We start from the raw sequence: 20,135 nt of genomic DNA on the forward strand, positions 1-20,135 counted from the left end.
TTAGAAACAAAGGTAACTAACTTAGAAACAAAGGTAACTAACTTAGAAACAAAGGAAAACAAGGGAGAATCTCAGAAAAATAATGTAGAATCTCAGCCCTAGTGATGATTCTACAAAGAGCGATCGCCAATCAAAACTCATAGCGATCGCTCTTTCTTTCTTCTGATAACCGAATGCCTGCGGAACGCTACGCGATCGCCTAAAATGAAAGAGCGATCGCCCCTCACACCAAATACCAAACAGTACGATGATTGTACGGGTAGCGATCGCCCATCACGTATTAATAGCGATCGCATTTCTCCTTTACGAATCTTCATTCCAACTATTTACGGAAAATAATGATAAAATTCCCGACGATGTAAAACACGCATAACTTCTATAACATCTCCGTTAATCTCTATGCCAATACGGTAATCGCCGATGCGGATGCGATACCTACCAGCGTAACCTCGCATCGCTTTAATGTCAGGAATCTCCTCCAAGGTGTTGATTGCTTCTAAAGTTATAAAAGCCAGTTCATAGATGCGTTGGTATGATGTGGAACTCTTCAGTTGTTTCAAGTCTTTTAGAAAAGCCTGACGGTATTGAACTTCCAAGATTATTCCTCCAGATAAGCTAAGGCTTCCGATCGTTCTAACAAGGGAGTATTAACAGCTTCATCCATTGCTTTGTTCATGCAATAATCTTCTACCGCGACCGCAAGTTGATCTACCGAAACTTCTTCATTAGGTAGTAGTTGTCGCCATAGCTTAATAGGAATCACTACAGCGCTTACATCTCCGTTTTTGTTCGTAAGATATTCAATATTTAACGTTGTTTCCATATCAGACTCCAGAAACTTCGAGCAATTCTAGTTTACCTCAAAGCTGTTCACCTTTGCCAGTATCTTGACCGATCGCATAGGTGCTATTGAATGAACAGGCGATCGCCCCATCACGGATAAAGAGCGATCGCCCTTTGTTTTTCTGAACAAGAGTAATAGACAAAAGTGCGAAGATCGCACCAAATACCAAACTGTGCGATCGTTGTACGGAGTGCGTGAAGCGTAGCTATCCCGTAGGGAATCGCCCATCACGCATCAAGAGCGATCGCCATTAAAACGCGAGTTTAAAGGCTAAAATAAATGTATGTAATCTTAAACAAGCGATATGCCTCTCAGCGAGCTTTTACCCACCGTCGATCAATTATCTCATCAAGATAAACTGCGACTCATTCACTTTCTCCTACTTGCAGTTGCTAAGGAACAAGGATGCAGCCTAGAACCTGCTGAACATACTAATTCAGAAAATGTACTTCTGAATCAACTAGCATCAACGAGTGCCGTTGTATGGTCTCCACAGGCCGATGGAGAATCAGTTCAAGCATTATCAGAACTTCTACTTGCCGCCCAAGAATCAGCTCATGCTTAATAGTCAGCGATTTCCATTTATAGAGCGAATTGATAGCCTTGGGCGATCGAGTATCATGCCATATTTGCCAATTACTCTCTCCAACGGCAGCAACTCCCTAGAAGTGATGGCATTGTTGGATACGGGTGCAAGTGTCAACGTTTTGCCTTATCAGATTGGTCTGCAACTAGGGGCAACATGGGAACAGCAAACCGTTCCTATTCAATTGAGCGGGAATTTGGCTCACAGTGAGGCGCGGGGATTGGTGCTTTCGGGTACAGTTGCTCAGTTTTCGCCCCTCTTGCTTGCATTTGCTTGGACTCGTTCGACAGATGCACCTGTAATCCTTGGACACCTCAACTTTTTCTCGGAGTTTAATGTCTGTTTTTTTCGTCACGAGTTAGCTTTTGAGGTTTACCCAAGGGAAAACTAAGTCAGAAAAAGGCTCTTAATACAGTGCGATCTGATTGTAGCAGCACTTCGCGAACTGACAAGTCAGCGCTTCGCTATCGCAAATCTTGTAGATTTCTATCGAGAAAGCGTGAAGCGCCTACCGAGCAGGAAAAGAAAGAGCGATTGTACCCTTATTTATCTCATATATAGTCGCACAGTCAATCAAGGTTCCTTAACCTCACACTCTGTTAAGCCTTTAGCTCTTTTGACAAACTTGTTATCAAACGTATATATTGTTGCACAATTCTGACTTTCTGCCAGATGCAAAGCATCAGCAAAATCCAAACCATTCTCATGCCATTGTAATACTTGTGCCATTAAATTAGGGTTCTTCAGATGGACGTTAGGTAAACCAAAAAGATTCCGGAATGCTCGGCAAATTTCTACTGGGTTAAACTGGTAAGCAAAACGGAGTACCCATTCAGTTTCCAGAATTACGGTGTCTGGGATAAATACTTCTTCTTCTTGAAATAAATTGAGACTTTTATGGTATTGCTGTTCATCATCTTGTGTCAAAAGTCGTACCACAATATTTGTATCAACCGATATCATGCCATTGCTCCTGTACACCAAGGCGAATAGCTTCTTCTAAATCCTGAATACTCTTAGGCTTTCCCAGATATTTCAGGCATCCTGCCACATCGGCTAAGGTAGTTTCCACAAAAGGCTTTTTCGGTTTGATCAGAATCCCATCACCCATATCAATTACGATTAGTTCCTGCCCTCTTTCCCAGCGATGAGCATCAAGCATAGCTTGAGGAATAATCAGTTTACCTTCACTTGAGAGGCGTGTTATTTCCATGGAAAATTTAGCTCAACCAGTAATAACTTTATCAAAATTTTAGCACGAGCGGACAAATGCCACCAACTCCACACCGCAGCGAGTTGCCGCTTCTGCCAACCGGGTATCAAGTGTTGCCAGCGGTAATTTCAATCGCATTGCTAACTCTAAATATGCTGCATCATAAGCAGCTAAACCTTCTTCTCGTCCTAATGCTAGAGTTGATGAGAGTGCATTAGATTGAACTTTTATCCAGGGCAATTTCTTGCCGAAGTTGTCGCATTTTGGTAATTGCTCCTTGAATTGATTTTTTAGTAGTCAGTTGTCCCCAAGCGTTATACTTCGGTTTAACTTTCTCAGATATTAGAGGCTGTACAACTACTACCACTTCAACAGAAGTATCATTAAACTCAGCGGGCATTTGGAGAAGCAATATGCCATCTGTGCCAATATGCTTTCGCAGCTTGATTGTTTCCATATCAGACTCCAGAAACTTCGCTCAATTCTAGCTTACCACCAGAGCAGTCTGCTTCTACTATTACGATCTGAAGAGCTTTACTCAAGGGGTGCGATGCCTGGGTATAAGATTTGCGATCGCAAATCTTGTAGATTAACTTGACGCATTTTACCCAACCTCTTTTTCCACTCACAATCCGATCCATTTCCACTATGCTAATGGGATGATTGAATCGATCGCGATCGTCCTCCCGGGACAAAAGCGCGATCGCACCAACAAGCCCAAATCGCGATCGTGAGTCGTTATCGTTTTAGCGTAGCTATCCCGTAGTGGCAAATAGACAAAGGTTTCTGGCGATCGATCTAGCTCTTAGCCCCTTTTCGGCAATAATCTTATTATCACCGAAAAGTAACAACTGATGACCACCAAACCCAAAATTATCGTTTTAGATGATGACCCCACAGGTTCCCAAACCGTTCATAGTTGCCTCTTGCTAACCCGTTGGGATACAGACACATTGCAACTGGGACTCAGAGATGATTCTCCCATCTTTTTTATCTTAACAAATACCAGAGCGCTGACACCAGAACAAGCAACTGTTGTCACGAGAGAAGTCTGCCATAACCTCAAAATAGCCTTAGATGCTGAAGGGATAACAGATTTTCTAGTAGTAAGTCGTTCTGACTCCACCTTGCGCGGACATTACCCAGTAGAAACCGATGTAATTGCCGAAGAAGTAGGACCATTCGATGCTCATTTCTTAGTGCCTGCCTTCTTTGAAGGAGGACGAATCACCCGCGAAAGCATCCATTATTTAATAATAGATGGTATCCCCACACCCGTCCACGAAACCGAGTTTGCCCGCGACTCCGTTTTTAGCTATCACTATAGCTACTTACCAGATTATGTAGAAGAGAAAACTAAAAGTCGCATTAAAAGCGATAGCGTAGAGCGATTTGTCCTAGAAGATATTCGCCAAGGAAGTTTACAACGTCTCCAACAACTTACCGACAATCAATGTTGCGTAGTTGATGGGGAAAATCAAGCAGATTTAGATAAATTTGCCGCCGATATTTTAACTGCCGCCGCCCAAGGAAAACATTTCCTATTTCGCTCTGCTGCAAGTATATTAACCTCTCTTGCCAATCTGGGAACCCAACCCGTAGCAGCAGCAGATATGGCACAATACGTGCGAGAGGGAAAACCAGGAGCAGTAATTGTCGGTTCTCATGTTAAAAAAACAACTCAACAGTTAGAATATCTCCTGAAAGTACCAGGAATTGTCGGTGTGGAAGTAGATGTAGCTCATTTACTGGATGAATCGGCAATACAACGGAAGGAACTATTAGAAAATACTCTAAAACTGGTTCGAGAAATTCACGATAATGGCAAGACACCTGTGGTTTATACCAGTCGCCAGGAACTAGTATTTAAAGATGTGGACACAAGGCTAAATTTTGGTTTAGCAGTTTCCGCATTATTAATGGATATCGTCCGTGGTTTACCTTCGGATATCGGATTTTTAATTAGTAAAGGTGGGATTACTTCTAATGATGTTTTAAGTACAGGACTATCATTAAGAGCCGCCAGGTTACTTGGTCAAATTATTCCTGGATGCTCAGTTGTCCGAACTCCAGACGATCATCCTTTATTTCCTAATTTACCAGTTGTACTATTTCCTGGCAATGTGGGAGATGCTGATGCTTTAGCCACTACTTACCAAAGGTTTACGGCTAATTAATAGATCGCAGTTCGTAGTTGGGCTGTGTCCCTGCCACGCTCACTACGAACCCCAGCAAACTTGAGATAGTCCACCAGTGTGTCTACGTGCTTACACCAGTCACTTGATATTTTTTATACAGTTCAGAAGCAATAGTTTGGTATTTAATTGTGCCATGCTGGACAACAAAGGTGTCCGTTCCAAAGTAGGAATTGCCGTTTTCTGATGCAGGTTTAAAGTTCCAAATAATATAGATAACTTCAGGAGTCTGCTTCAATAATACAACCTTATATGAAATTTTTCAAATTAGGGCTTGTTGAATCAAGCGAGAAGGTATGCAAGATAATAGTTTTAAGCTTTTTTCGTCCAAACAAGTGCTTTCCTTATGAACTACCATTGCGACTCGTTTATTTTTTAAATAACTTAAAACACAATAATCTGCGATCGCGATCGCAGATTATTGTGACTGCCATCCGGAAATCGGCAGGAGGAATACCAGATACTTTAAAATGTAAATAGATCTGGGCCGAATAATATGCAAGTTTGCGATCGGCAAAAGGCAACAGCGCTTCGCGATAGGGAAATCCGTAATCATAATCAAAACTTAACTGCTCCTCAGCAAAAACCTATAGAAGCAAAATTTAGAGCTTTAAAAATTCGCCCTGACGAACTCCTCAGACAGTATGGAGCAGGAGAACGGGATTTTCGTGGAGTCAACCTCAGCGATCAAACCCTGAACAGAGTAAACCTAAGCGGGGTAAACTTCAGTCAGGCTAATCTTGCCAATATTGTACTAGAAAAAGCCAACCTAACAGGAATAAACCTCAATAGAGCCGACCTAAGTAAAGCCAAGTTAAAGAGAGCAGAGCTAAATTGGGCAAATCTACGAGGGGCAAACTTACAAGGAGCTAACTTGCGTGGAGCAGACTTAACAGGAGCAGACTTAACAGGAGCAAACCTAACAGGAGTCGATTTAGGTGGAGCAATATTACCAGATGGCTCGATTGTCTTTAGCAGCAAACACTCCAGCTTACTTAGTGTGGCCAGTAATGGACATCTTGGCAGAAATAAGTGACAAATTAAAATCTCCCCAGGCCGAGCGAGGGGCAGGGAGCAGGGAGTAGGGGTAGAAGAATTTTAGTCTAAAACTCAAAACTCAAAACTCAAAACTCAAAACTCAAAACTCTCCATCTCTCCGAGTAGGGTACGATATTGTTTAGTTAGTCGGGTTGCCGACGCTAAACTTATTTCTTCATGACTTCTGATTCCGAGCAACAATCTATTGTTTCAACAGCTTCTCCCACCACATCCCCAGTGGACTGCAATAGCCAAGTCCGTTTGAAAAGTGAAGGGGATCGAATTTTATTAATCTTGCCACCAACAGCAGAAATGACCGATACTGTAACTTGGTCCGATCTGTGGGAGTCGTTCAAGCATCGTCTCAATGGTGGCTCGCGCTTTTGGCAGCCTCAATCGCCCGTCCATCTGATGGGGGGAGACCAACTACTAGATGGACTGAAGCTACAGGCGATCGCAGACGGATTGGGTGAAGTAGAACTCCAATTGGTGCGGATTTACACCAGTCGGCGACAGACTGCCGTTGCTGCTGTAACTGCGGGTTACTCAGTGGAACAACAATCCCTCACCTATTCTCTCAGTCAAACCCCAGCAGAACCAGTTCAAATATTAGCAGATCCCCTCTATTTGCAAATGACAGTACGTTCTGGGGTTGAGATTCGTCATCCTGGTACTATTGTTATACTAGGAGACTTGAATCCAGGCGGTGCAGTAATCGCCACCGGAGATATTCTCGTTTGGGGAACTCTGCGGGGAGTTGCTCACGCCGGGGCACAGGGGAATCGAGCTTGTCGGATTATGGCGCTGAAAATGGAAGCAACCCAGCTAAGAATAGCCGACGCTGTAGCTAGATCGCCAGAAACGCCACCAACTCAGTTTTATCCAGAGGTAGCTTATGTAACGCCAGAAGGAATTCGGATTGCTAGAGCCTCGGATTTTTCTAAGACCCACTTGTTGTTAAATTCATGAGTCGTATTATTGTTGTCACCTCCGGTAAAGGAGGGGTGGGGAAAACTACAGTTACTGCTAACTTAGGCGTGGCGATTGCTCGTTTAGGCAGGACAGTAGCGCTAGTCGATGCTGACTTTGGTCTGAGAAACTTGGATTTGCTCCTCGGTCTAGAAAATCGAGTAGTCTACACGGCAATGGAAGTTTTAGCAGGTCAATGTCGCCTAGAGCAAGCATTGGTTAAAGACAAGCGGCAGGATGGACTAGTACTGCTACCAGCGGCTCAAAGTCGCAACAAGGAATCGGTTACCCCCGAAGAAATGAAAAAGCTCATCGGGGTATTATCCCAGAAATACGATTACATATTAATTGATAGCCCAGCCGGGATTGAAATGGGATTCCGCAACGCAATTATTGCTGCGAAGGAAGCTTTAATTGTCACAACACCAGAAATTGCTGCTGTCCGAGATGCTGACCGAGTTATTGGGTTACTGGAAGCTCAAAATATTAAGCGCATCCACTTGATTGTCAACCGCCTCAAACCTGCGATGGTACAAGCGGATCAAATGATGTCAGTCCAAGATGTTCAGGAAATTCTGGCTATTCCCCTGATTGGAGTTATTCCCGATGACGAGAGAGTAATTGTCTCTAGTAACAAAGGGGAACCTTTGACTCTAGCAGAAAACCTAACGTTACCTGCGATCGCAGTTCAAAATATTGCTCGGCGCTTAGAAGGTGAACGGGTTCCCCTACTGGATCTTATGGCAGAACACGATAGTCTGCTCAATCGTATCCTGCGCATGTTCCGCAATTAAACTTCGTTGTTAGTTATTAGTTGTTAGTTGTTAGTTGTTAGTTGTTAGTTGTTAGTTCTTAGTTATTAGTTGCTAGTTGTTTTTAAAATAACAAATAACAAATAACAAACAACAAATAACAAACAACAAACAACAAATAACAAACAACAAATAACAAACAACAAATAACAAACAACCACTGATGCAACCCCCATGATTACTGTTAGCGACCTTCTCGAACGACTTTTTCCCTGGAGTAGTGCCAGTAACAGTCGCGCGGAAGTCAAACGCCGCCTGCAACTGGTCATTGCCCACGATCGCGCTGACCTCAATCCTGAGATAATTGAGTCGATGCGTAATGAAATCCTAGAAGTAGTTTCTCGCTATGTGGAACTTGATACTGATGGATTGGAGTTTTCCCTAGAAAGCAATCAAAGAGCAACAGCTTTAATTGCTAATTTGCCTATTCGCCGAATTAAGGTACAAGAATCATTACCTTCTGTAGAGACACCTTAAATAGGGTTTGCTAAAAAAGGCCACAAAGGGAATCTAGATGCCACAGAGAGCAATAAATAGAAACTTCAGTACTCATTGTCGATTTTCCTCAGTGTTTAATATGAGTTATCGTGCCACAGGATTGACGCTTCTATCAGGTGGCTAGTACCACCAGTAATCAGAAAAACACTAAATAGTAACAATAAAGGATCTGGGCTGTGCGATAATCTTGCCAAAATTGTTTAGGATTAGGCGAACTTTCATTATTGATCCTTAAAGACTACTCTTAATTAAAGAAATCTAGTAGCATATCAACTGTTTCTTCCGGTGCTTCTTCTGGGAGAAAATGACCACAGTCTAAAGCTTTCCCCCTGACATTTATGGCTCGTTCTCGCCAAGTTTCTAGTACGTTATAGCGACGTGCCATTACTCCTTTAGCTCCCCATAGTACCAGTAAAGGACATTGAATCTTGCTGTTGATATCAGCTTCATCATGCTCCAGATCGATAGTAGCAGCAGCGCGGTAATCTTCACAAGTAGCGTGGATAGTTGCTGGATTGCTAAAACAGCGAATGTATTCTGCCATTGCTTCATCAGTAAAACTATTTGGATTAGCACTCCATTGTTTCAATTTTGTTCTTAAATAAAATTCCGGATTGTTACCGATTAATCGCTCGGGAAAGTCGTAAGGCTGGATCAGAAAAAACCAATGTTCATAAGCAATAGCTAACTCTTTATTTACAGTTTGAAAAATTGTGCGAGTGGGGACAATATCCAAAACAGCAGCCTTCTCAACTCGTTCAGGATGATCTAGAATAAGGCGATGTAATACCCGTGCGCCGCGATCGTGTCCTACAGCGAAGAAGCGCTCAAAACCTAAAGCAGCCATGACTTCCACTTGATCTTGGGCTGTGGCTCGTTTGGAATAGGTAAAATGGGTGGGATCTGATGGCGGTTTGTCGCTGTCGCCATAGCCGCGTAAATCTGAGCAAATCACAGTAAAGCGATCGCATAATAGGGGAGCGACTTTATGCCAGATAACGTGGGTTTGTGGATAACCATGGAGCAGTAGTAGTGGTACTCCTTTACCTCCTTTGACGAGATTGATGGTTGCACCTGAAGTGGGAATTCGGTGGTGGGTGAATTGCTCGAACATGACTTTTTTGGGTATTCATAGATACCTAATCATCCCTCAACTCGCCAAATGAGTGAAGCGTGAGATAAGATCTCAGGGAGGTCTGTGCTATAGCAGGGAAATCTTAACTCTTAACTCTTAACAGGGGAAGAAAGCTTATCTAACAAGAGTTTGAGCTTTTTCCGTCTGTATTAACTATCTGTCTGCTGCTATATCTAAATCTGGGGATTCAGCAGTCAAATTCAAAGATACTCTCTCAAACTGATTGATGAATCGCTATCGCTGAATCCTTACATTTAAACAGAACTTTAAGTCTCAGGGTATCGCGTCGTTCTAATCTTGAATCTCCTAATAAATATTACTGCACTTGTCAAGAATGATCCTAACAAAACTGAGTAAAGAATTAGAAAACCTAAGTAAACATGGCGATGGAGAGCTAATCTTGCGAAACAATAATAATGTTTGGCATCTTTATCTTGTTCGCAGTCAGTTACTCTATTCTACAGGTGGGATTCATCCTGTGAGACGCTGGGAAAGAGCCTTAAAACAGCATCGCCCTAGCTGGAATTGGCGTAGTGAGTCTTCTCAATTGTCGGGATCTCGCGCCTGGGAATGTCAGCTTCTCGATCGTGGATTCAGCGAAAAGCATTTGAGCCTAATCCAAGCTAAGTTTGTGATTCGTACAGTTGTCCAAGAATGTTTGTTTGAGCTAAGTAACTGTTCGGACTTTACCAGCGACTGGAAACCACATCAAAATACGCTATCAACTTTCAGCCGAGTTGTTGCTTTGTCGGCTAATGAAATCCAGAGCGTGCTTGCTACAGCACAGCAGATCCAGGAAGAATGGGAAGATGCTGGTTTAAATAAGCTTAACCCAAATTTGGCACCTATTTTGTTAGAGAGTGCCCATGGTCAATTACTCCCAATTTTACCACAGTATCTTAATGGGAAATCTACCCTGTGGGATATTTCTTCTGGGCTAGAAAAATCGCTGGCTCAAGTTACTTGTTCCTTGCTTCCTTTGGTAGCAAAGGGAGTAGTTAAATTTCAAGAGATCCCAGATTTACCAGTACCAACGGCTAAAGAAGTAGTTCCTGTAACTCGCCCAATATCAGAAATTAAGCCAACTCCATTAAACCAAAAACAGCCTCTAATTGCCTGTATTGATGATAGTCCAGTCTTGGCTCACACCTTAAGAAAAATGTTGGTATCAGCCGGGTATCAAATGTTGAGTATTCCTGAACCGATGCGAGGGTTTGGTCAATTAATCGAACACAAACCGGATCTGATTTTGCTCGATTTACTTTTGCCTAATGCGGATGGTTATAGCATCTGTAAATTTTTGCGGGATACTCCTGCATTTAAGGATACGCCGATTATTATCCTGACTGCTAAGAATACTAAAATTGACCGCGTTAGGGCTAAGATAGTGGGCGCAACTGAGTTTTTAGGTAAGCCGCCACAGGAGGAAGAATTGCTGCAAATTATTCATAAATATTTGAGAAAATAGTTGTTGGTTGTTGGTTGTTGGTTGTTGGTTTTGAATGGGTGAATGGGTGATGAGGGGCAGGGAGTGTCAATACAGAGAGAGATTGAAGAGGCCAGATTTATAGGACTTACGCAGTTAGGCTATCTGTAGGGTGCGTTATGTAACGCACCCTACTATATATGGAGTTTAATGACAGATTTTGCGTAAGTCCTGATTTAGTTCAATCAACTGGTTGAAGTCGGCTCAATTGTTGCTGTTATCGTTGGCAATGCTATCGCCAAAGATTCCGCTTTGATAGGTAAAGAAGAGATAATGTCCTCATCAATACTAATTCTCAAAGTATTTGGCACTAATCCGCCAAGTACAATCGCAACCATTACCATGTATAAAGAAATCGCCAACCATAAGAGGTGGTTACTTTGAAAATACCAGGCAACTGTAGCAATGGGTGCAAATCCTACTCCCATAGCAATTAACGCAGCGTTGCGGATGGCGTAACCTTCTGTTAAACCAATGAAATATCCTTCTAACATCAAACCAATAGCATTAAATACCAAGAGAGGTATTAACCAGTTAGTGTAGAGATTGATATCTTCGATTACTTCACCATGATTGGTTAATATGCTAAATATAGTATGGGGAAAAAGGATAGCACTGAGGGCAAAAGGAAGTGCAAATAATAAACTAGAGATTGCCGCAACCCCAACCAAAGATCTTAACTTATTATATTCCCCCTTGCCTTTAAATTGTCCGGTAAAACTTTGGGTAGCAAATCCGATACCTTGGACACCGAAGTGGGAAAGAGTTAATATCTGTAACAGCAAACCATTTTGAGCTAGGGTTTTTGTCCCCATTGCCGCACTTAAGTTAGTAAAAATGCTTAAAGCAGAAACAAGCACTAAAGTCCTGATTAATATGTCTCCATTAAAGGCAAAAGTAGCTTGAAATGCTTGCCAACTTAACACCTGTCTCCTGACAGTTGGGATATCTCGCCACTGAATTTCCAAACTAACAAAAATTAACCCAACTAAGAGAGCCGCATACTGACTAATTGCTGTCGCTAATCCAGCGCCGAAACTTTCCCAGCCCCATTGGACAATCATCAGGTAATCTAGCACCATATTAGTAAGGTAACCTGCCATAGATAAGAGCAAAATTTTGCTACCCATCTCTTTTCCCAGAAACCAACCAATCATGACAAAGTTGATTAAAACAGCAGGTGCAGCCCAAATCCGGGCATTAAAATAGGCAATACCCGCTGCTTTCACATCTGGAGTACCACTTAGGAGAGTAAACCCTAACTTTTGTAAAGGGTACTGCAACATGAGGATAAGTGCGCCTAGTGCTAAAGCAATGAAGGCATTCCGTAGGAATACTAGCAGTATTTCCTTTGAGTTATTTTTCCCCACAGCGATGGCTGTCATCCCGTTGGTAGAAGATCTTAAAAAGTTCAAAACCCGGTACAGATATTCAAATAAAATTGCCGCCAGGATGACTCCAGCTAATTGACTGATATCTGGCAAATGCCCCAGAAATGCTGAATCTACTAACCCGGAAATGGGTACCATGATATTAGAGATAATACTGGCAAAGGCTAGCCGGGAAAAGCGTGGGATAAAGTCATACTGAGAAGGAAGGGTGAGTTTCATAGATTAATCGTTAGTTATAAGAGTACGCACTTCTTCTGGATAGGCAGTTATTACAGCAGATTGCACTACTTACGCACTGACGCTACTCATCGTCAGGATGGTGCGTTACGCTACGCTAACACACCCTACAGATGGAGGCTTTGCCTAAGTTTTAAGATTGGAGGTTTATGAAGTACATCCCAGAAACCCAGTTTCTCAAAGAAACCACCCCAGAAACCGGGTTTCTCAAAGAAACCGGGTTTCTTTGTAAATCCCATCTCTGAAAATTGTTGTAACTATACTCTATCAAAGCTTCTCCCCTTCTGTCCAGATTTAAAAAGGATATCCGACTTTCTCAAACCGAATTGATATTAATCAAACTACCTCATCGACGATTAAGCCACCCTCAAGGAACATTTTGGGCAAATCCAGAATAGCAATAGTTTTTTCCTGATAGGGAGCCATACCTTGAAGGTATCGATGGTTAAAGGGATGAATACCTATCGGGATAGACATTATTTCTGATGGCTTCAGAAATAACATTGCCTCAGAAACTTCTGCCACAATTACCCCAGTAACTATACCCTCAAAATCCACTACCATTACCTTATATCCCTCCAATATAGGATTCATCGGTAGAGTCAATAATCCCCGCAAATCAACTAAGGTGAGAATTTCTCCTCGCAGATTCATGTTCCCAATAATATGTTTTGGACAACAAGGAATGGGAGTCACTCTACTGATATCAGTAAATTCTCGCACCACCCCTAAATCAATTCCAAATAAATTATCATTTAAAACAATAACTGCGATTGGCTTTAAATCCTTTAACTCCTGACTATTTACTGCGGCTTTTAAATTATCTGATCGTTCCCTAAAAATTATTCGTTCTTCTGGAGTAGCATTTGGACAAAAGATAGACTCTTGGTTTGATAACTGAAAGGGATCTCCAGGATAGTTATTCTGAATTTCCGAGAAAATGGGTTCCATCTCTACAGATCTTATCCAAGTTTCGGGATTATTGAGAATTAAGATATCCCCAGCACGTCGGAGTAAATCGGCAATAATTTTTTTGCTATCTCTTCCCGCCACATCTTGATGCTTAGAGAGTTCCGTGGTAATTTGATCTGGGGAGATCTTTCTCTCTTGATAAACTTCATTAACGATGATACCAACTTGGGAGTATTCCCATCTTAAAACTAGAATACTATCAGTTACCTGATAGTCTGGCGATGGCATCCCTAAGATGAGATTTAGATCCATTACAGGTAACATCTCTCCTCGCAAATTCACCACACCAACCAGATTTCGATCTGTGGATGAAACTAATGTTAATTCTGGCAAAGGAAAAACTTCTTCTACATAACCCGTTACGATCCCATAAATGGAGTTATTCAAGCGAAATGTGAAATAGGATTGCTCTTTCATTTTGGTTAGCTATTGCTCAATTTTAATGCTGTTTCTAGTTGTGAAATGAGTTCAGCCGCTGTCTGGTTTCCCAGTTTTGTTAGTTTGGTATCGGGAGGGAGTTGCTTGAGTAAGGTAAGTGCTGTTTGCTGGAGATTGAGATTATTTTTTTCCTGGGCAATTTCGATATCGGTTTTGTTGATATCTAATAATAAAGACTCGACTGTAAAATTATTTGGTTCCGTGGGAGGAGATACTCCATTATATCTCGGTGAGGATGTTGCTCCAGGGGCTAAATTTTGTTCCGGTGTCCCCGCCTGGAATAGGTTATTGTCTGGGCGTTGGTAGATGATTGATTCGGGAAATACTTTTGTGTGAAACTGGCTTAAATTTTGACCGTAAAGTTCAGAATGACCTGTGATGAGATATCCCAATGGTTGGAGGGTATGGTAAAATTTATCTAAGACCTTGGCTATAGCAGATGAATCAAAATAAATGAATATATTTCGGCAAACAATTAAATCAAAATATTGGATTTCATTTTCAGGCTGAGGCAGTGGATCTTTGACTAAGTTGAAATATTTAAAATTAACCATTTTTTTAATTAATGAATCTAGACAATAATGATTATTAATTGGCTGAAAATATCGCTCTTTAAGAGCTGGATCTACATGTCGAAAAGACCAATGCCTATAAATTCCTGATTGCGCTTTATGGAGGGCTTTATGATTGAGATCTAGGCCGAAAATTGTGATATTCCATTCCTCAATATCTGGGAGGATTTCCTTGAGGAGAATAGCGAGAGAATAAGGTTCTTCTCCAGTTGAGCAACCAGCGCTACAGATCCGAATAGTTTTGGTATCTTCCTGCCGTTGAATAAGTTCAGGCAAAATGCGATCGCGTAATAAAATAAACTGCTCTTTGTCTCGAAAAAAGTAACTTTCCAGATTAGTTAAATTTGTGACAAAATTTTGCCATTCGCGATCGCTTTCTATCGTATTCGCGATTAAGACATGATAATAATTAATCGGGAAATCTAAATTTAAGGCTTTCATCCTTAAAAAAATTTTATCCCTCAATCCCGCGCGATCGCGCTCTCTGATCTCCAATCCAGTCTGCTTGGCAATTAACCGAATAAAAGCATCTCCAAGATCGTCACTTAACAAGTTAGTATTTGACACCTTAATCTCCTAAAAGCTCCCGTAACAAATGTGCGATAGCACCAATCGGCAATACCTCTTTAGCCGCTCCCAGATCGATCGCTTCTTTAGGCATACCAAATATAACAGAAGTCGCCTCATCTTGAGCAATTGTACAAGCACCAGTTTGAGCCAGTGCTTCCATACCTTGTGCCCCATCTCTTCCCATCCCCGTCAACAAAATCCCCACAGCTTTTCTTCCATAAAACTTAGCAACAGACTGAAATGTAACAGTTATAGAAGGGCGATGTCCTTCCAAATCTATTACATTATGACAAAAAAATCTACCTCGTTCATCTAACTCTAAATGTAGCTGTTCAGGCGGAAAATAAATCCTCCCTGGCTTAGGCATTTCTCCCGGTTGAGCAATCTCAATTGGCAAAGAACAACTGGCAGATAACCAATCAATTAATCCCTGTAAAAAGCCCAGACAAATATGTTGAACACAAATGACAGGCACAGATAAATCCGGGGGAAGATGGGAAAATAACTCTTGTAAAGCTTGAGGACCACCTGTAGAAGCACCAATGACGATTATTTTGGGTTTTGGGTAGGTATTTCTAGAAATATTAGTAGTTTTGGCTAGATCTAAACTAACTGGAAATTTACGCCTTTTTGTCAATACTTTGACTCCAGCAATGACAATAATTTTCTCAATTAGCTGCTGCTTAAACGCCTCATCATCCGCGAGCATTCCGGCACGGGGTTTCGGAAAAATATCCACCGCACCTGCTTCTAAAAGCTGAAAAACATTATGAGGATCGTCTTCTTGTACAGAAGCACTAATCACTAAAATTGGTCGAGGATAACTTGCCATTACTTCAGAAGTCAACTCCAAACCATTCATCTCAGGCATGTGTAAGTCTGTACAAATTACATCCGGATTGATTTGAGGAATTAGTGGCAATGCTTCTAATCCGCTTCGTGCTTCTCCCACCACTTCAATTTCTGGCGATGAGTTCAGAATCCGTTTCAGGATGGTGAGAGAAATTCGGGAATCTTCAACTAATAAAACGCGAATAGGCATGGGTTGTTGTTGGTTGTTTGTTGTTTGTTAAACAAGTTTTGCTAATGTTTCTAAGAGAAATTCTTGATTGAACTTACTTTTGATGATGTAGGCATTCGCACCAGCTTCAGATCCCCTTTTCTGATCCGCCTCAGAATCCAGTGTCGTGACTAAAATAATTGGCAAATCGTGATAATCTGGATTTTGGCGAATGGTTGCTGTGAGGGAAAATCCATCAAGGCGGGGCATTTCCACATCCGATACTACGGCATCAAAATCACGAGTTTTTAATTTATTGTAGCCTTCTAATCCATCTACAGCTATTACCACTTCATATCCCGCTTTTTCTAAAAGCCGCTTCTCTTGGGTGCGGACAAAAATAGAGTCTTCAACCAAGAGAATAACGGGCTTTTGTTTAACAATTTCCCTGGATTTAATGGCAACAGCAGATATGGTTCGCTTTTCCAGGGATCGGATTAAATCGGGGACGCTTAAGATCGTGCAAACATCCCCTGTCGGCAGAATGGTTGCACCCGTGACATTTCGCACCTTTTTTAATACCTGACTTTGGGGTTTTAACACCACCTCTTGAGTATCTAAAAGACGATCCACAAAGAATCCCGATACTGTATCTCCCACCTGAAGTAGAATACAATATCGCAAATCGCTCTCTAGTTGTTCCTGCCATGCTGGTGTTAATGATATTCCGCCTCTTCCGGATGCTGTTTTACCACTAAATAAAGGATTTGTACTGAATTTAGGATCTAATTTAGCAGGATAGTTTGAAAGTTCCAGCAAATCTACTAAACTGGAAACAGTAACAGATCGATCCTCCCAGATAATAGTTTCTTTACCATCTGCGATCGCAATCTGATCTAGCCCAACTAATAAGGTAGTTTTGACAGATTCCAGAGGGATAGCATGGACAATACCTTGAACTTCAAAAAGTAGCACCGTGAGACTAGCCAAACTAGTACTAATTTCAATCCGGAAGCTACATCCTTCACCGAGATTTGATTCAATTTGGATATTACCTTTAAGCCGTTCAACATTGGTGCGGACAACATCCAAACCAATCCCTCTGCCCGAAATTTCGGTAATAAAACTTCGGGTGGAAAAACCAGGTGCAAAAATTAGGTTGTAAATTTGATTTTCTGTCATCACCCCCAATTCTTCAGGTGTGTAAAGCTTACGCTTAATCGCCGTTTGCTTAATATTCTCGATATTCAATCCTCGTCCATCATCGGCTACTTCAATAATAATTGAATTACCCTTTTGATATCCCCTCAACCAAATAGTAGCAACGGGAGGTTTACCGAGTCTTTCTCTCTCATCGACTGTCTCAATACCATGATCGATTCCATTCCGAATCATGTGCATTAATGAGTCTTTAATTTCTTCGATAATCCGTTTATCAGCAGTGGTTTCTCCTCCTTCAACAATTAATTGAACCTCCTTACCTTGCTGTTTAGCCAAATCCCGCACCATCCGAGGGAATATTTGAAATAAAGTGGCTAAAGGGAGTAGTCGTAGGGCACGAATTCTTTCGTTCAATTCCCCTGTAATTTCGTTGAGTCTAGATAGATTTTCCTCTGTAGATATTTTCAGTGATTCGATTAATTTTTCCAGCCTTTCTTCATAGGGATTTATTAACGGCTCTGATGATAATTTATGGGAATATTTAACTTTGCGCTGAAAGGCTTTCCAATCTTCCCAGAGAATTACCATTTCCTCAATCGCCGCTGTCGTATAACCAATCGCAATCCGAGTCACCGTAAGTTCGTCGGTTTGTGTCACTAAAGCATCTAAATCGCGAGTGGGTACGCGAATCGTATCAATGGTGTAGGGTTCATTTACACTGGGAAGCTCGGAATTTATTTCTTTGACTGAAGATGGTAAAATAACCTCATTTTTGATAGATTCAGATTCTTCAATTGAGAATTCAGAAATCGATCCGATTAATTGATTTAAAATAAATCCCGGATCGACTCGACTGGGTTCACCTGTTACAGCTTCTTTAACTAGCTTACCAACGAGATCCAATGATTGATAAAGGAGATCTCCTAATTGTGGTTGTAACACCATTTCTTGGCGTTTGAGACGGGATAAAATCTCTTCCACTTCATGGACAATGGTTTCAATTGGTTCAATCCCAACACTGCGAGAATCGCCTTTAAGACTGTGGGCTTCCCGCAGCAATTGTTCCAAAATTCCTCGTTCCTGTGGATGTTGTTCTAAATAGAGAAGATCTGTTTCCATTCTCTGCAATCTTTCTTGACTGGTGATGCGATAAACTTCTCGCAATTCTCGATCTTCAATAAAGGTGGGTGCTATTTCCTGATTTTGCCCAGGTAGTTGTACTATTTTTCCAGTCAATTGGTAAAGGAGATCTTCAATATTAACTCCACTAGATTCACCCGTTACCGCTTCTTTAACCAATTTAGTAAGAGCCGCCAATCCTAAAACAATGCGCTCGCCTAATTCTGAGTTGAAAACTTGCCGTTTCTCTTGAATATTTAAAAAAATCTGTTCTACATAATGAGCAACTGTTTCGACTGATTCTATCCCAACACTAGCTGAGTCTCCTTTCAGAATGTGAATTTGTCGCCGCATAAGTTCTACTGTAGCGATATCATCGGGATGGGATTGGAAACGCTCTAAACCTGATTCAATTTTCTCTAAGCGTTCTTGACTGGCAATTTTATAAACTTCTCGCAGCTCTTCATCTTCAATAATGGTTTTTATAGTCAAAGATAAATTGCTGTTTTTCTGTTGATTTACTGTTTCTGAATCCTTGACATCCAGCAAAGGATCGCTAACGCTAAATGAGCTAATTTGGGCAGTTTCTGATAATAATTGATTAAGAATTTCATTGGTATCTACGCCACTGGGTTCACCTGTTACCGCTTCTGCAACTAACTTACCAATAGCATCGAATCCTTGATAGAGGCAATCGCACAATTGAGGAGTAAAAACGATCCTTTGATTTTGCAAATCCAACAGAATCTCTTCCAAACAATGAGCAACTGTTTCCACAGACTCTACCCCAACACTTCTAGAGTCTCCTTTGAGGCTGTGGGCATCCCGTCGCATCCGATCTAAAATAATGCGATCGTTGGGATTGTTTTGAAGATCTCTCAACCCCTCAGCTAGTGTCTGTAACCTTTCTTCACTAGAAAGTTTATAGAGATTTTGCAGTTCTTCATCATCAATTGCACTGATTTTTGTGACTAAAATATTGTCATTATGTCCAGTATTCAATACTATCTCATGAATATATTCTCCGCTTTCATTCCTCAAATTTTCCCCACCGCCTTCAATAGATTGGGGAACAGCGACTAATAATTTACTAACAATTTCATCAGTGTTTGCCCCACTCAATTCACCCGTTACCGCTTCATTTGCTAGTTGACTAATCCCATTCAATCCTTGATATAAGCGATCGCACAATTGAGGCGTAAAGACTATTCGTCTATCTCTGATATCTAAAATAATTTCTTCCAGACAACGAGCAACAGTTTCTACTGTTACCACTCCAGCACTTCTAGAATCTCCTTTGATACTATGAGCATCCCGCCGTAACTCATCTAAAATTGTCAGATCGTTTGGGTGGATTAAAAGATACCCCAAACCTTTTTCTATTGTCTGCAACCTTTCCTGAGTTGCCATCTTATAAATCTCTCGAAGCTCCTCATCTTCGATAAAATTTGGTGCAGTAACTACAGGAAGATCGTTTTCTGGAACGAAATTCGGTTGGGGTTCCGTTTCTGCCAAAACACCTTCTATCAAAGAAGTAGCCGCGATTGCAATATCCACCCCACTCGCTTCACCCGTCACTGCTTCTGCAACTAATTTACTAATCGCATCCAATCCTTGATGAAGGCGATTGCTTAATTCTGGGGTTAAAACTATTTCTTGACGTTTAATGTGACTAAGAATATCTTCAATACAATAAACTAAAGTTTCAACAGGCTCAACTCCAACACTTCTGGAATCCCCTTTCAGACTGTGAGTTGCCCGCCGCAAATCGTCCAAGATCCCTTTATCATCCGGGTGTGTTAATAGATACTGCAAACCCGATTCCAGTTGCTGTAAGTGTTCTTCACTGGATAGTTTATACAGATTTCTAAGCTCTTCATCTTCTATCATCATCATTTG

At 41.4% G+C, this 20,135-nt stretch carries 23 protein-coding genes and 2 pseudogenes; 10 read left to right on the plus strand and 15 right to left on the minus strand.

Annotation, left to right across the window (positions count from 1 at the left end; translation table 11 throughout):
* Positions 1–137: 137 nt before the first annotated feature.
* Genes NJ959_RS01185 through NJ959_RS30035 form a run of 4 tightly spaced genes read right to left on the minus strand, consistent with a single transcriptional unit; the run spans position 138 to position 986 of the window.
* Positions 138–317 carry a hypothetical protein gene (locus NJ959_RS01185; RefSeq protein WP_254009909.1) on the minus strand — a complete coding sequence of 60 codons (180 nt, stop codon included), beginning with the start codon at positions 315–317 and terminating at the stop codon, positions 138–140.
* A 9-nt stretch (positions 318–326) separates the two neighbouring features.
* Complete coding sequence (locus tag NJ959_RS01190; RefSeq protein WP_254009910.1) at positions 327–596, minus strand: type II toxin-antitoxin system RelE family toxin; 270 nt, start codon at positions 594–596, stop codon at positions 327–329.
* Between the two features lie 2 nt (positions 597–598).
* Positions 599–823 (minus strand): RelB antitoxin-like protein, encoded by a 225-nt coding sequence (locus NJ959_RS01195; protein WP_256528506.1) that lies wholly within the window; start codon positions 821–823, stop codon positions 599–601.
* Between the two features lie 37 nt (positions 824–860).
* Complete coding sequence (locus NJ959_RS30035; RefSeq protein ID WP_256528507.1) at positions 861–986, minus strand: hypothetical protein; 126 nt, start codon at positions 984–986, stop codon at positions 861–863.
* A gap of 162 nt (positions 987–1,148) precedes the next feature.
* Here NJ959_RS30035 and NJ959_RS01200 point away from each other — a divergent pair, with 162 nt between their 5' ends.
* Together NJ959_RS01200 and NJ959_RS01205 are read left to right on the plus strand one after the other, a co-directional pair.
* Positions 1,149–1,409, plus strand: coding sequence for a hypothetical protein (locus tag NJ959_RS01200; protein WP_254009912.1), 261 nt, complete (start codon positions 1,149–1,151; stop codon positions 1,407–1,409).
* The gene (locus tag NJ959_RS01205) at positions 1,402–1,821 is read left to right on the plus strand and encodes a pepsin/retropepsin-like aspartic protease family protein (protein WP_254009913.1); all 420 of its coding nucleotides are present in this window, start codon (positions 1,402–1,404) and stop codon (positions 1,819–1,821) included. Before NJ959_RS01200 ends, NJ959_RS01205 begins: the two co-directional genes overlap by 8 nt.
* A 182-nt stretch (positions 1,822–2,003) precedes the next feature.
* Here the strand turns inward: NJ959_RS01205 and NJ959_RS01210 are convergent, their stop codons facing one another.
* The 5 genes and pseudogenes from NJ959_RS01210 to NJ959_RS01230 form a co-directional block, all read right to left on the minus strand.
* Positions 2,004–2,393 (minus strand): type II toxin-antitoxin system VapC family toxin, encoded by a 390-nt coding sequence (locus NJ959_RS01210; RefSeq protein WP_254009914.1) that lies wholly within the window; start codon positions 2,391–2,393, stop codon positions 2,004–2,006.
* A complete protein-coding gene (locus tag NJ959_RS01215; protein WP_254009915.1) occupies positions 2,380–2,643 on the minus strand; it encodes an AbrB/MazE/SpoVT family DNA-binding domain-containing protein in 264 nt (87 codons plus the stop codon). Before NJ959_RS01215 ends, NJ959_RS01210 begins: the two co-directional genes overlap by 14 nt.
* 39 nt (positions 2,644–2,682) lie before the next feature.
* Positions 2,683–2,862, minus strand: a pseudogene (locus NJ959_RS01220) (type II toxin-antitoxin system VapC family toxin); the annotation flags it as partial.
* A complete protein-coding gene (locus NJ959_RS01225; RefSeq protein WP_254009917.1) occupies positions 2,858–3,100 on the minus strand; it encodes a hypothetical protein in 243 nt (80 codons plus the stop codon). The gene NJ959_RS01225 and the pseudogene NJ959_RS01220, both read right to left, overlap by 5 nt.
* Before the next feature lies 1 nt (position 3,101).
* Positions 3,102–3,338, minus strand: a complete 237-nt coding sequence (locus NJ959_RS01230; RefSeq protein ID WP_254009918.1) for a hypothetical protein — start codon at positions 3,336–3,338, stop codon at positions 3,102–3,104.
* 159 nt (positions 3,339–3,497) lie between these two features.
* Between NJ959_RS01230 and NJ959_RS01235 the strand changes: the two genes are divergently transcribed.
* The 7 genes and pseudogenes from NJ959_RS01235 (at position 3,498) to minE (ending at position 8,134) form a co-directional block, all read left to right on the plus strand.
* On the plus strand, positions 3,498–4,820 hold the full coding sequence (locus NJ959_RS01235) for a four-carbon acid sugar kinase family protein (RefSeq protein WP_254009919.1): 1,323 nt from the start codon (positions 3,498–3,500) through the stop codon (positions 4,818–4,820).
* Positions 4,821–5,090: 270 nt separating this feature from the next.
* A complete protein-coding gene (locus NJ959_RS01240; protein ID WP_254009920.1) occupies positions 5,091–5,318 on the plus strand; it encodes a hypothetical protein in 228 nt (75 codons plus the stop codon).
* 16 nt (positions 5,319–5,334) lie between these two features.
* Complete coding sequence (locus NJ959_RS01245; protein ID WP_254009921.1) at positions 5,335–5,874, plus strand: pentapeptide repeat-containing protein; 540 nt, start codon at positions 5,335–5,337, stop codon at positions 5,872–5,874.
* A gap of 179 nt (positions 5,875–6,053) precedes the next feature.
* Complete coding sequence (minC, locus tag NJ959_RS01250) at positions 6,054–6,845, plus strand: septum site-determining protein MinC (RefSeq protein WP_254009922.1); 792 nt, start codon at positions 6,054–6,056, stop codon at positions 6,843–6,845.
* Positions 6,842–7,639, plus strand: a complete 798-nt coding sequence (gene minD / locus NJ959_RS01255; protein WP_254009923.1) for a septum site-determining protein MinD — start codon at positions 6,842–6,844, stop codon at positions 7,637–7,639. Before minC ends, minD begins: the two co-directional genes overlap by 4 nt.
* Positions 7,640–7,723: 84 nt before the next feature.
* Positions 7,724–7,807: pseudogene (locus tag NJ959_RS30935) on the plus strand (glycosyltransferase family 2 protein); the annotation flags it as partial.
* A 24-nt stretch (positions 7,808–7,831) separates the two neighbouring features.
* On the plus strand, positions 7,832–8,134 hold the full coding sequence (minE, locus tag NJ959_RS01260) for a cell division topological specificity factor MinE (RefSeq protein ID WP_254009924.1): 303 nt from the start codon (positions 7,832–7,834) through the stop codon (positions 8,132–8,134).
* Between the two features lie 265 nt (positions 8,135–8,399).
* On the opposite strand, the gene NJ959_RS01265 is transcribed toward minE, so the two are convergent.
* Entirely contained in the window at positions 8,400–9,269 is an 870-nt protein-coding gene (locus NJ959_RS01265; protein ID WP_254009925.1) for an alpha/beta fold hydrolase, read from the minus strand.
* A 355-nt stretch (positions 9,270–9,624) separates the two neighbouring features.
* Here NJ959_RS01265 and NJ959_RS01270 point away from each other — a divergent pair, with 355 nt between their 5' ends.
* Entirely contained in the window at positions 9,625–10,758 is a 1,134-nt protein-coding gene (locus tag NJ959_RS01270; protein WP_254009926.1) for a response regulator, read from the plus strand.
* Between the two features lie 203 nt (positions 10,759–10,961).
* Here NJ959_RS01270 and gntT read toward each other — a convergent pair whose 3' ends face one another.
* The 5 genes from gntT to NJ959_RS01295 all read right to left on the minus strand — a co-directional run bounded on the left by gntT (position 10,962) and on the right by NJ959_RS01295 (position 20,132).
* Entirely contained in the window at positions 10,962–12,386 is a 1,425-nt protein-coding gene (gntT, locus tag NJ959_RS01275; RefSeq protein ID WP_254009927.1) for a guanitoxin biosynthesis MATE family efflux transporter GntT, read from the minus strand.
* 354 nt (positions 12,387–12,740) lie between these two features.
* Positions 12,741–13,793, minus strand: a complete 1,053-nt coding sequence (locus NJ959_RS01280; RefSeq protein ID WP_254009928.1) for a chemotaxis protein CheW — start codon at positions 13,791–13,793, stop codon at positions 12,741–12,743.
* A gap of 5 nt (positions 13,794–13,798) precedes the next feature.
* Positions 13,799–14,953 carry a CheR family methyltransferase gene (locus NJ959_RS01285; RefSeq protein WP_254009929.1) on the minus strand — a complete coding sequence of 385 codons (1,155 nt, stop codon included), beginning with the start codon at positions 14,951–14,953 and terminating at the stop codon, positions 13,799–13,801.
* Position 14,954: 1 nt separating this feature from the next.
* Entirely contained in the window at positions 14,955–15,998 is a 1,044-nt protein-coding gene (cheB, locus tag NJ959_RS01290) for a chemotaxis-specific protein-glutamate methyltransferase CheB (RefSeq protein ID WP_254009930.1), read from the minus strand.
* A gap of 27 nt (positions 15,999–16,025) precedes the next feature.
* A complete protein-coding gene (locus NJ959_RS01295; protein ID WP_309242531.1) occupies positions 16,026–20,132 on the minus strand; it encodes a hybrid sensor histidine kinase/response regulator in 4,107 nt (1,368 codons plus the stop codon).
* Positions 20,133–20,135 lie beyond the last annotated feature (3 nt).

The organism is Limnofasciculus baicalensis BBK-W-15 (genome assembly GCF_024178385.1).
GTDB classification, from domain to species: Bacteria; Cyanobacteriota; Cyanobacteriia; order Cyanobacteriales; family Coleofasciculaceae; genus Limnofasciculus; species Limnofasciculus baicalensis.